We start from the raw sequence: 12,126 nt of genomic DNA, 5'->3' as shown, positions 1-12,126 counted from the left end.
CACACCCGCACAGGTTGCGAGGGTCTCGGACAGACTCCGCGTACGTCCGCCTCGACATCGCTTCGGCGAAGCCATCCGGGCCGACGAAGCCTGCAGCCTGGATCGTGGCCGCCGGCCCGCCACTTTCTTGGAGGCCTCCATGCTCTACCGGTACATGGAGTATCAGCGCGCAATATTCGCGCCATTTGCTGCGTGGGCAGCGAACGCGGCAAGCGCGCTTTCCGATCACGGTAACGTCCTGTCGCGGATACCGGGCGCTCCCGCCTTTGCCGCTGGTTATGAGATGCTGTACCGGCTCGGACAAGGCAACGACAATCCCGGGTTCAGCATTGCCGCCGTTGAGCACAACGGATGCGTCCTCCCGGTCGTCGAGCAAGTCGTCCTGGAGCGGGCGTTTTGCCGCCTCTTGCGCTTCGCCACCGATACGGCCGCACTTGGCGCCGCGGCGCCTCCAAGACCGGCCGTGCTGGTCTGTGCGCCGCTTGCCGGTCACCACGCTGTCATGCTGCGCGAGGTCGTCGAAAGTTTATTGCGCGAGCATATCGTCTATGTGACGGACTGGATCGATGCGCGCTGCGTTCCACTGACGGAGGGGCCGTTTCACCTGGATGACTACGTCACTGAACTGCAGGCCTTCATCCGCCGGATCGGCGCGGCGCAAGCGCTGCACGTGATTGCCATCTGCCAGGCCACCGTGCCGGCACTGGCGGCGGTTTCGCTGTTGGCCAGCGCGGACGAGCCCACGCCCAGGAGCCTGATCCTGATCGGCGGGCCGATCGATGCGCGTCACAGCCCGACTGCGGTCGGGAGACTGGCCGCGGACCACCCGCTGGTGTGGTTCCAACGGAATCTGATCTATACCGTGCCCGACCGCTACGCCGGTGCCGGCCGCAAGGTGTACCCGAATTTCCTTCAGCTTGCCGGCTTGATGGCGGCACAGCCGGGTCTCTTGCTGGCATCGCACTGGGACTATTATTCGGAACTTATGCTGGGTGATTACAAGCGTGCCGAAGCGCTGCGGCGCGTTTGCGATGCCTACCTCGCGGTGCTCGACATGGCCGCCGAGTTCTATCTGGATACGATCGAGATCGTGTTCCAGCAATTTCGCCTGGCACGCGGCAATTGGTTCGTGCGGGGCCAGCTTGTGCGTCCGCAAGACATCCGCGCGACTACGCTGCTCACCATAGAAGGCGACCACGACGCCATTTCCGGCTGCGGGCAGACACGGGCCGCGCACGAATTGTGCCGGGGCATTGCGACACGCGACAAGCGGCACGTCACGGCGCCGCGGTGCGGTCACTACGATCTCTTCGGTGGCCCGCGATGGCACCTCGAGATCTACCCCGGTATCCGGGCCCTGATGCGGCAGGGTAGCTAGCGCCACATGCCGGCGCCGGACTCGGCTCCGCTCCGCTGCATCGCAGCACATCCATCCCTTGAATCCGCCGACAAGACGGTTTAGGGTACATGCTCGGTGTGCGCAGAGTTCAGCGCGTTCTTGCACCGGGTTCACTCAGTACCTTTCAACCGTCCTCCGTGGAACTACCTCCACGGGGCAGCAGTCGTAGTTCCTTTTTTCGCCCCCGACAAAGGAGCCTGACATGCTCAGTCCGCATGAAATCGCCGCGCTGCTGCTGCTAGGCGATGCACAAGACATCGACGATCTCGAACCGGAACAACTGGATGGACTGCTGCACCACAAACTGGTGACGCTGGAGCAGGGCCACGGCAGCGGCAATGTCCTCCCTCGCTTGACGTGTCAGGGGTATTCCATGCTCGATGCGATGCGCCGCATTCCATAACCCGGCACGGTGGCGGCGCGCGGACTTCACCCGAGCGTGCCGCCGAGCTTCGCGCTGATTGCCTGGGCCGCGCCGCGCACCGTGGGAATCAGCGCGCGCAGGCGTGCCTCGTCGGTGGAGTCGGTCGTGCCCGTAACGCTGACGGCCGCCACGGTCTTGCCGCTGGCATCGCGGATCGGTACCGCGACGCAGCGGATGCCGGGCGCGTTTTCTTCCAGGTCGAATGCGTAGCCGCCTTGCGCATAGGTGTGCATGCCGGCTATCCAGGTCTCAAGCGGCAAGTGGATGTTGCCGCGCTCGGCATCGTACTGGTAGCGGGTGCGCCACGACGCCTCGCCCTCGTCCAGGATCAGCGCCTTGCCCACGCCCGTGCAGCAGACCGGCTTGCGTCCGCCGATGCGCGAATTGACGCCGATCGGACGCTGGGCGTCGATCTTGTCGAGATAGATGATTTCGTCGCCATCGAGCATGGCCAGGTGGACGGTATCGCGCGTCTCGTCCGCGAGTTGCTCGATGTTCTGCCGCGCACTGCGGGCAATATCGGAATCACGGTAGGCGGCGAAGCCCAGCTCCAGCAGCCGTGCGCCCAGGCGGTAGCCGCGGCGCGGTTCGAATTGCAGGTAGCGGGCTTGTACCAGTGCCGAGGCCAGCCGGTGGGTGGTGCTGAACGCCACACCGGTACGGTCGGCGATTTCCTGCACGGACTGGCAGCCGTCGGCAACGGCATCGACCACATCCAGTCCGCGAAACAGCGTCTGGCTGGCCAGGGTTCGAGTGGGGTTTGGCGTTCTTGACATGGCGTGAAGTGTAACGCCGCCGGCGGTTGGCCCACCAGCGGCGCCTCGCTGCAGCCTGGTCGTCAACGATACCCAGGTGGCACCGCCTTACGCCTTCTTGAGCAGATCCAGCGCGACGTCGACGATCATGTCTTCCTGGCCGCCCACCATGCGGCGCTTGCCCAGTTCGACCAGGATGTCCACGGCCTTCAGGCCGTACTTGTTCGCGGCGATTTCGGAGTGGCGCAGGAAGCTGGAATAGACCCCGGCATAGCCGAGCGCCAGCGTTTCGCGATCGACGCGGACCGGGCGGTCCTGCAGCGGGCGAACGATGTCATCGGCGGCGTCCATCAGCTTGTACAGGTCGGTGCCGTGCTCCCAGCCCAGGCGTTCGATGGCGGCGATAAACACTTCCAGCGGCGCGTTGCCGGCGCCGGCGCCCATGCCGGCCAGCGATGCGTCGATGCGGTCGCAGCCTTCTTCCACGGCGACGATCGAGTTGGCCACGCCCAGCGACAGGTTGTGGTGGGCGTGGATGCCGGTATGCGTGTTCGGGTCGAGCACCGCCTTCAGCGCACGGAAGCGGTCGCGCACATCCTGCATGCCCAGCGCGCCGCCCGAGTCCACCACGTAGATGGTGGTGGCGCCATACGATTCCATCTTCTTCGCCTCGACCGCGAGGTTTTCCGGCGTGGTCATGTGGCTCATCATCAGGAAGCCCACGGTGTCCATGCCGAGTTCGCGTGCGCGTTCGATGTGCTGGCGCGACACATCGGCTTCCGTGCAATGCGTGGCCACGCGCACGATGCGCGCGCCGGCCTTGTAGGCATTGTCGAGATCGTGGATCGTGCCGATGCCGGGCAGCAGCAGCGTGGCGATCTTCGCGTGTTCGATCTCGCCCGCGACCGCTTCAATCCATTCGAGATCGGTGTGGGCGCCGAAGCCGTAGTTGAAGCTGGAGCCCTGCAGGCCGTCGCCGTGTGCCACTTCGATCGAATCGACGCGGGCCTGGTCCAGCGCGCGGGCGATGTCCTTGACGTTCTGGATCGAGTACTGGTGGCGGATGGCGTGGCTGCCGTCGCGCAGCGTCACGTCGGAGATATAGAGTTTCTTGCCGGGATTGAAGGTCATGGCGCGTTTCCTCAGGCGTTCAGTGCGCATTGCGCCATGCGTTCGGCGGTGGCGAGCGCGGCGGAGGTCATGATGTCGAGATTGCCGGCGTAGGCGGGCAGGTAGTGCGCCGCGCCTTCCACCTCCAGGAACACCGAGGTCTTGAGGCCGCTGAAGCGGCCCAGGCCCGGGATGTTCAGCGGGGCATCGGTGGGGATTGCGTCGAACTGCACGCGCTGCTTGAGCCGATAACCAGGCACATATGCCTGCACGGCGGCGGCCATGTCGTTGATCGATGCTTCGACTTCGGTCTGGTTCGCGGCATCGCTGAGCACGTACACGGTGTCGCGCATGATCAGCGGCGGCTCCGCCGGGTTCAGCACGATGATGGCCTTGCCCTTGGTCGCGCCGCCGATGACCTCGATCGCCTTCGACGTGGTCTCGGTGAACTCGTCGATGTTGGCGCGCGTGCCGGGGCCGGCCGATTTGCTGCTGATCGACGCAACGATCTCCGCGTAGTGGACCTTCGCCACGCGCGACACCGCGGCGACCATCGGAATGGTGGCCTGGCCGCCGCAGGTGACCATGTTCACGTTGCGCGCGTCGAGGCGCGATTCAAGGTTGACCACGGGCACGCAGTACGGGCCGATGGCCGCCGGCGTCAGGTCGATCATGCGGATGTCCGGCTTCACCTCGCGCAGCCGCGCGTCGTTCCTGACATGGGCGCCGGCGCTGGTGGCGTCGAACACCACGTCGATGTCCCGGAACTCGGGAAGGTTCAGCAGGCCTTCGACGCCTTCATGCGTGGTGGCCACGCCCATGCGGGCGGCGCGCGCCAGGCCGTCCGACGCCGGGTCGATGCCGACCATGGCGCCCATTTCCAGGTGTTTGCCGTGGCGCAGGATCTTGATCATCAAGTCCGTGCCAATATTGCCCGATCCGATGATCGCGGCCTTCAGTTTCCGATTTGCCAATGGAGCCTCCGTCCTCGGGGCCGCCATGGCGGCGAACCCCATTTCTTTGAAGTGCTGTAAGTCGCAGGCCAAGACATCGCCGATCCGGGCCGGGAATGCTCCTGCGCTGCGGGGCAAGATTACTCCTCGGTTACTGAAATATCAACATGTAAGATACGTTCTCATATATTGAGATAAAAAGTGAAAAGAGCGCCGCGCTAAAAGGCTGTCCGAGTATCGGTCGGGTCACATAGGCGGTGCGGTGAGAGGTATTCGCTACTTCGCGTCATCGAGGCACGCGTGTCGCAGCGGCGCCTTGTGTCGCCTATCGCATCGGTGACATCGAATCGAATAAATGCCTGTGCGCAAAAGTTTCACTTCGCCTGGCGTTGGCGTCGTGGAGAATGGCATCCACTGTGGCTGCGGCTGTGCCACAAGACGGGCATTCGGGCGGGGGCTCTCAAGCCTCGCAAGCTGGCCTTTCATGCAGCGCTTGATCGCGCGCATCCCCCAGACCGAGGCGGGTATCGCGCATTGGTGTCCGGTGAAATCAAGGGCCGTTCAACGGAGAACTTCATGGCACGCATCAAAGCTCTGAGCTTGCTTGTTGTCACGCTGGCGGCGTGCAGCAGCACGCCGCCGCAGTCTTCCAATCCACCGGCGAGTCCGCCGGCACAGGCCACCCCCGCCCCGGCGCAGACGCCGGCAAGCGCCGCGCCGGCCGATGCCAAGGCCGTCGACCCCGCGGCCATCCAGGCCCTGAAAAACATGGGCGCGTACCTGCAAACGCTGAAGCAGTTCGAAGTGATGATCGAACTGTCGGGCGAGCGCGTGCTGGCGGATGGCCAGAAGCTTCAGCACACCGCCACGGCGGATCTCGACGTGCAGCGGCCGAACAAGCTCCGTGCCGACATGCGCACCGTCAACGGGCGTCGCGAGCTGGTCTATGACGGGAAGACCGTGACGCTTTACACGCCTGCGCAGAAGTCCTACTCGCAGGTCAAGTTCGATGACAACCTGGGCGTTCTTGCCCAGCGCCTGCGCGAGCGCTTCGCCCTCGAAATCCCCTCGACCGACCTGTTCCTGTGGGGCACCGACGCCGCGCCGATGGACAACATGCAATCGGCGATGAACGCCGGGCAGGACATTGTCGGCGGCGAGGTCTGCGACCACTACGTGTTCCGGCAGGGAGAGATCGACTGGCAGATCTGGATCGCCACCGGCGCTCGCCCGCTGCCGCGCAAGCTGGTCATCACCAATCGCGCCGACGAGGCCCGGCCCCAGTCGGTCACGCTCTACAAGTGGAAGCCGAGTCCGAAGTTCGGCAACGATGTCTTCGCGTTCAAGCCGCCGAAGGATGCCAAGGTGGCCGAATTCGTTCCGGTCAAGGCCAGGTAAAGGAGCGATGCCATGACATACCTATCCTGCAAGCGATTCGTGGTGGGCCTGGCGGTCCTGGGGCTGGCGACGGCTGGCTGGACACTTCCGGCGCAGGCGCGGCCGGGCGGCGGCGGCCACGGAGGTGGTGGCATGGGCGGCGGCGCTCATGCCGGCGGGGGTCGCGGTGGTGGCGAGGCGCAGGCGCGCCAGGTCAACAACCAGCGCGCCGACGCGCGCACCAACAATGTTCGCAACAGCAGCGTGAACAACGTCAATAACGTCAATGCCAACCGCAACGTCAACGTCAACTCCAACCGCAACGTCAACGTGAACGTCGACAACAACAACGGATGCTGCGGCGGCGGTTGGGACCATCCGGTGGCAGCGGCGGCGGCCGTGACGGCTACCGTGGCGGTCACGGCCGCGGCGATTGGCTCGATGGTCCGGACCGTGCCACCGGGCTGTGTGCCGGTGAACTATGGCGGCATGGTGTACCAGCAATGCGGTGCCACGTGGTACGCACCGCAGGGGTCGCAGTACATGGTGGTCAACCCGCCGTACTGACGGACCGGAGCAGGGCGGCGCCGCCAGTCTGTGTGCGCTGGCGCCCGCCTTTCACGGCGGCCTATACTGCCGAGGCGAAATGCGTTTGCGAAAACGCGCGCCCCGAGACCCTTGGCTCCGGTGGCCGCCAGCTTCGATTCGATCAACAGGAGCCTCCATGCATTCACCCATGATCCGCGCGCTGGGCGCCGCAGCGACCGCGATGCTGCTGGCCGCGGCTTCATCGGCAGCGTTTGCCGCCCCGCCTGCGGATAGCCGGCCTCTGGTGCTGGATACCCACAGCGGCATCAACGACGGCAAGCGCGGCGGCACCGAGCTTCAGACCGCACCGCTTTCGCAACGCGGCGCAGCGGGATCGCAGCAGAACATCGCACCGGAGGCGCAGTATCCGCTTGTCGTCGCACCGTACATCGAGGTGCCCGGTGGCGGGCAGAGGCCTCCTTATCCTTCGCCGCGTCCGCGGCCTGCGCCACATATGCCGTAGAGCGGCGCGTTGAATGACCGCCCCTGTCATTCGATCACAGGAGCATTGCGGCAGTCGTTGCGGCTTCCGATTTTCGGTGGCAGCCATAGATCGTATGCCCGCTTTCGACTGATGGAACGCACGCTCGTAGCTGGGGACGACGCCCTTGCACTTCTAGGAATCGGAGCCGAAGTTCACGACAAATTTGACTCGCTCAACCTGCCAGCGTCTGAACGACTCAATAGTTTGACGTCTCGCATCGGCCTCATCTGACTGCGCTTTAAGAAGCTCCAGCAATGGCCCAACGCCGGCCTTGTAGCGAACTCTCGCCGCATTGTAGGCTTCAGCTGATGTACGCAGAATCGTCTGGGCCAAGGAGAACTTGTCTGTCTCGCGCCTTAGCCCTTCCAGGTTCGTCCAAAGCGAACTTTGGACATCGCGAGTCGCCTCAGCTAACTCCATGCGTTTGGCTTCCACCTCTGCCCGGATCGAACCAATATTGCTCCGCTGCAGGAACCCATCGAAAATTGGTATCCTGGCTTGGAGTCCAATCGACCATCCCCCAACCGATTGCGTCATTGCTGATTCCGCCTGGGGCGTCAAGTTCTTGTAAGCGGAACCCAACATCGAAATGGATGGCAAAAGTTCCGCTTTGGCGGCATCCAGACGGGCTTCGACGATATTCACTTGTCTTGCGAGGGATGCGAGGCGCGGACTTCTAAGAACGGCGCTATCCATCAGAGCTGAAAGATTTTCACCCGTACTCATGGTCGAAAAAGCTGACTCCATTGGAGGTGACGCGATCGCAATTACATCTGAGCTCGGACGCCCCAGAATCCTTGCGAGGTCCCCTCGCGCGAGCTCGCGTTCACTTGTGGCATCGATTCTGCGCAGCGTTGCTTGGTAGCGCGAATTTTCAGCAAGCAGCCTGTCACTGATGCCTCCGGCGCCATACTTACGCAATGCCTCGGAGTAGTCCAAGCTCTCCTGAGCGTTGCGTTCTGCGTCACGAGCGGCGGACAGCCCCAGTTCCGCAGCCTGCAGACGGTAAAACGCGTCAGACGCAAGAAGGATAGTGTCGCGGGCGCTCTTCTGCCGCTCTGCCAAGGCGGAGAGAACTAAATTTTCCGCCGCCGCCAGGTTTGCTGAGCGCTTCCCAAAATCAAAAAGCAGCCAATTTACCGATACTTCAGCGAGCCCACTGCGGCCGGAAAGCGAGTAATTTCCTGCGGAGAAATTGGGATATGTGACAGCTTTCTCGAAAAAGCTGCCCGAGGCGGCGCCGGAGACGGTTGGGTAATACGGCGCTCTGGCCTTTGCTCGCTCAGCTGTGGCGCCCACAGCCGCAGCATCACTACGCTTTACCAAAGGGCTTTCGCATACGGCCCTGAAGAGGACTTCGGTCAACTCCATTGCACCGTCAACCATCCCTCCCTCACAAGAGATCTGCTCTTCCGCAAGCGCCACAATCATTCGGTTAAGTGGCGGCTCAATATCCGTCTTCCCTATACCAGGACTGCAATATAACGCCGTAATGACAACGGAGAACGCCCGATATAATCTCGGCTTCATTTCTGAGAAAGCTACGTTCACAACCGTGTCACCTTCGCCCATCTACGCAGCGTTCAAAATGGAAAACTCTGCCGGTGTTCCGACCCATCCGACACGCCCATTAGAAAGTACAATGATGCGGTCTGCAGACAGAATCGTTTCAGCGCGATGCGCCACTGTGATGCGGGTAATTTTCAACGCGCGAATGGCAGAGAGAACTTCCTGCTCCTTCTCTGCATTGAGATGGCAAGTCGCCTCATCCAGAATGAGAACGGTCGGCTCCTTATGGAGAGCGCGGGCTAGCAAAACACGTTGCTTCTGTCCCCCAGACAATACACTTCCCATGTCACCGACCAATGTGTTATATCCCATCGGCATCGCAACGATTTCATCGTGAATGCCCGCTGCAGTTGCGCATCGGACGATTTTTTCATGATTCGTTTCGTTCTCGAAGAAGCAAATGTTATCTGCGATCGAGCCGGCAAATAGCGTATCATCCTGCATGACGGTTGCGACAGAGCGCCTGAAGGCAGACGCGCCAACCTCAGACATCTCAATTCCGTCAAGCAATACTTCGCCGCGCGTTGGCTTTAGCGTGCCGAGCAGAATATTGAGAAGCGTGGTTTTCCCACAGCCGGTCGGTCCCACTATGGACAAAGCCTCGCCGGCATGTACATGGAAATCTACGCCTGTAAGAACAGTGGGCTCGCCGTGAGCATACCGGTATTGAATATTTCGAAGCGCAATTTCCCCAGAAAAGCGGCGCTCGTCGTTCTCGGCTCGCTGCGAGGGCAATTCAGCGGGCTGTAATACGATATCCGCCAGACGCTCACCCTGAAGTTGTAACAGCTTCATTGAAAAGTAGTTATCGATAAGACTACTTACGCGAGAATTGAATTGACCTTTATAGGAATTGAATGCGATAAGCATACCAATCGAGAAATCTCCGTCCATAACAAGTATCGCACCAAGATAAATGACCAGAAGGCCTTCAAATCCGAACAGGGCTCCATTTGCCTGTTGGTAGAGTATCTGCATTCGCTGCGACTTCAGACTTGCATTAACTTGGGTCACTAGTAGTGTCAACCAAGAAGAGCGCCTCTCGTCCTGCTTCTGGAATATCTGAATTGCCCTGATTCCCCGAATCGTCTCGAGAAAGTGAGATTGCGTTTTCGCAGCCTTGACTATGTACTCTTGGGATGCCAGTCGAAATGCTTTATATGTCAGCGCACGACCCGTGCAGTAGACGACCATCGCGCAGGCGGGTACTAGGGCAAGTTTTGCGCTGTAGAAAAGCATCAGCCCCAACGTGAGCAACGAGACAAGCCCATCCAACGCTGCGGCAAGGATCGAATTTGTGAGCGTTTGGTGAATCGCATCGACGCTTCCGAAGCGGGATACGATGTCTCCGATATGGCGCCTTTCAAAATATTGGGTTGGAAGCCTTACCAAATGGGAGAAAACATTTGCCTTCCATTGTATACCCAAGGTCGCAGCGAGGTGCATCATGCACCATGCACGCGTTGCAGAGATGCCTTGCTGAATAACAAAGGCAATTGAAAATCCCAATACAAGTGTGGATAAGAGCTTCCGGTCTGAGCTGACCAAAACATGATCTGTGATCCATTGCAGGGACAGCGGTGTAATCAGACCGAATATCTCCAGTGCGAGGGCAAGAAGCAAGAGTTGCAATAGCGCACGATGAAGCCCGGTGACACGCCCAAGAAGCGTCCCGAGTTGAAGCTTGGGTAAAGGATCATTGGGTTGGAAATCGAGCGACGGCCAGACCTCCATGGCGACCCCGGTGAACCCCTGTGACACATCTTTCAGACTTAGCACCCGAGGGCCCTGAGCTGGATCATGAATAACGGCCTTGCTAGCACTCAGCTCCTTCAGAACCACGAAATGGTTGAAGTTCCAATGGAGGACGCAAGGTAGTCTCAACTGGTCTAGCTCCTCCAACTCAACCCGCACGGCTCGACTCGTCATGGCCAGTCGATCCGCCACCTTCATCAGCTGGGACAGATTGGCGCCCTTTAACGACATTGGGAACTGTTGACGCAACGTCCTCAGGTCCTGGTGCAAGCCATGAAACGAAGCGACCATTGCCAGGCACGCGAGACCACATTCGGTTGCCTCGGTTTGCAGAACGATCGGCAACCATCTCCCGAAGCCGGTACGAACAGAGTCAGTTGAAGACATTGATGGTTGGCTTTGGATGGTCATTTATTAGCGAGCATGCCCTTGGCGCTATAAACGGGCTCGAGCACCCACTCATAGAGGCGTCGGTTCTCCTGCATGATGTCCGCTTCGAGGGTCATCCCACTCTTAAGCGGAATGGACCGACCGTAGGCGCCCACGACTTGGGTCTCTAGGCTAACGGTCAGCCTGTAGTAGAGTTCGCTTGGCTTTGTGGCATCCATGATCGGGATACCACCAGCGATTCCCGAGAGCTCGATGGCCGTCATTGGAGTCGCGGCAATCGAAAGGACGCGTCCTCGGTAATGGCCGAATTTTTGATAGGGGTAGGCGTTGAACCGCAGCAGAACCGCATCGTTCGCCTTTACGAAGCCGATGGCACGGCTTGGCGCGTATAGGTCTGCTTGCAATAGCGATTTCTCAGGAAGAATGCCGACAAGCGGTCTACTGGAGTCAACAAACTGACCATTCGCTACAACGACCGAGGTCGCAGTACCGGACACCGGCGCTGTAATGGCCAACTCAGTGCGAGCTTCATTCTCGATCAGTTGCTGGTCGGCCTCGCTGATCGCTCGCTCTATTTGACCCAACGCTGCCTGTTGCTTTGCCGGAAGGTTGTCCAAATCCGCCGTCGCGACCTTCAGCTCGTGTTGGATCGCCGACAATTCGCGACGCAGTGTTTCAATTCGGGACCTCTGGTCAAGGTAATCCGACTCCTTCTGCTGCATCTGATCAGTCGAGACGAACTCGCCGCGACGAAGCTCAGCATATCTACTCATTGCGTCGCGGGAGATGTCAACGCGGTGTTGCTGCCCTTCGATCTGGCTCCGTATGGCCGACGCTTGTATCTGAAGACTTCTGACTTTGGCACGCGCTGATTCAAGCTCGGTCTGTTGAGTGCGCGTTGTCTTGCTGTATTGATCCGCCAAAGACGTCCGTCTGCTCGATATATGCTTACTGACTTCAGCCTGAACGCCAGAAGAATCGCGGCTCTTTCTGTCGCTCGATAATATAAAGAGCTTGTCTCCTTTCTGTACATATTGCCCTTCCGCGACGGCTCTTTCCAGGACTACTGCTGGCTGAGGAGAATACACCCGCAGAATTCCGGATATCGGAATAAGCTGACCCTGCACCGTGACGCGCGTCGTATATTCTCCAATGAAGGCAAAAACAACGACAGATATCAGGCACAGCACGGCAAAGCCACTAATTACCCATACCGATACGGGGTAGCTCAAGATAACGCTGCCAGAAAAATCCGATCGGTTGGCGTTGACGGCTTCGAGCCTGAATAAATCTCCTTTTTTTGGGTCGAAATGGCTCATATA

At 60.3% G+C, this 12,126-nt stretch carries 11 protein-coding genes; 5 read left to right on the top strand and 6 right to left on the bottom strand.

What is annotated here, in order from left to right; translation table 11 throughout:
- The first annotated feature begins 139 nt into the window (after positions 1–139).
- Together phaZ and AC3FKH_RS31000 are read left to right on the top strand one after the other, a co-directional pair.
- A complete protein-coding gene (gene phaZ / locus AC3FKH_RS31005) occupies positions 140–1,378 on the top strand; it encodes a polyhydroxyalkanoate depolymerase (RefSeq protein WP_488679513.1) in 1,239 nt (412 codons plus the stop codon).
- Positions 1,379–1,601: 223 nt separating this feature from the next.
- Positions 1,602–1,802, top strand: a complete 201-nt coding sequence (locus AC3FKH_RS31000; RefSeq protein WP_488679512.1) for a hypothetical protein — start codon at positions 1,602–1,604, stop codon at positions 1,800–1,802.
- A gap of 26 nt (positions 1,803–1,828) precedes the next feature.
- Here AC3FKH_RS31000 and AC3FKH_RS30995 read toward each other — a convergent pair whose 3' ends face one another.
- From AC3FKH_RS30995 to AC3FKH_RS30985, 3 genes are all read right to left on the bottom strand, one after another.
- Complete coding sequence (locus tag AC3FKH_RS30995) at positions 1,829–2,599, bottom strand: IclR family transcriptional regulator (protein WP_488679511.1); 771 nt, start codon at positions 2,597–2,599, stop codon at positions 1,829–1,831.
- 87 nt (positions 2,600–2,686) lie between these two features.
- On the bottom strand, positions 2,687–3,709 hold the full coding sequence (gene dmpG, locus AC3FKH_RS30990; protein WP_488679510.1) for a 4-hydroxy-2-oxovalerate aldolase: 1,023 nt from the start codon (positions 3,707–3,709) through the stop codon (positions 2,687–2,689).
- An 11-nt stretch (positions 3,710–3,720) separates the two neighbouring features.
- Positions 3,721–4,689, bottom strand: coding sequence for an acetaldehyde dehydrogenase (acetylating) (locus AC3FKH_RS30985; protein ID WP_488679509.1), 969 nt, complete (start codon positions 4,687–4,689; stop codon positions 3,721–3,723).
- Between the two features lie 528 nt (positions 4,690–5,217).
- Here AC3FKH_RS30985 and AC3FKH_RS30980 point away from each other — a divergent pair.
- The 3 genes from AC3FKH_RS30980 (at position 5,218) to AC3FKH_RS30970 (ending at position 7,069) form a co-directional block, all read left to right on the top strand.
- Positions 5,218–6,039 carry a DUF2092 domain-containing protein gene (locus tag AC3FKH_RS30980; protein ID WP_488679508.1) on the top strand — a complete coding sequence of 274 codons (822 nt, stop codon included), beginning with the start codon at positions 5,218–5,220 and terminating at the stop codon, positions 6,037–6,039.
- A gap of 12 nt (positions 6,040–6,051) precedes the next feature.
- Positions 6,052–6,585: a hypothetical protein gene (locus AC3FKH_RS30975; RefSeq protein WP_488679507.1), complete on the top strand. Its 534-nt coding sequence runs from the start codon at positions 6,052–6,054 to the stop codon at positions 6,583–6,585.
- A gap of 157 nt (positions 6,586–6,742) precedes the next feature.
- Entirely contained in the window at positions 6,743–7,069 is a 327-nt protein-coding gene (locus AC3FKH_RS30970) for a hypothetical protein (RefSeq protein ID WP_488679506.1), read from the top strand.
- A gap of 153 nt (positions 7,070–7,222) precedes the next feature.
- Here the strand turns inward: AC3FKH_RS30970 and AC3FKH_RS30965 are convergent, their stop codons facing one another.
- The 3 genes from AC3FKH_RS30965 to AC3FKH_RS30955 are packed head-to-tail and all read right to left on the bottom strand — an operon-like array spanning position 7,223 to position 12,123.
- Positions 7,223–8,641 carry a TolC family protein gene (locus AC3FKH_RS30965; RefSeq protein WP_488679505.1) on the bottom strand — a complete coding sequence of 473 codons (1,419 nt, stop codon included), beginning with the start codon at positions 8,639–8,641 and terminating at the stop codon, positions 7,223–7,225.
- 21 nt (positions 8,642–8,662) lie between these two features.
- Positions 8,663–10,825 (bottom strand): peptidase domain-containing ABC transporter, encoded by a 2,163-nt coding sequence (locus AC3FKH_RS30960; protein ID WP_488679504.1) that lies wholly within the window; start codon positions 10,823–10,825, stop codon positions 8,663–8,665.
- A complete protein-coding gene (locus AC3FKH_RS30955) occupies positions 10,822–12,123 on the bottom strand; it encodes an HlyD family secretion protein (protein ID WP_488679503.1) in 1,302 nt (433 codons plus the stop codon). The genes AC3FKH_RS30960 and AC3FKH_RS30955 overlap by 4 nt, the downstream gene beginning before the upstream one ends.
- Between the last annotated feature and the right edge of the window lie 3 nt (positions 12,124–12,126).

This window comes from Cupriavidus sp. 21MJTG02-4, from assembly GCF_057798975.1.
The sequence above is the reverse complement of the archived record's forward strand: the minus strand, read 5'-3'. Positions and strand labels throughout refer to the sequence as shown.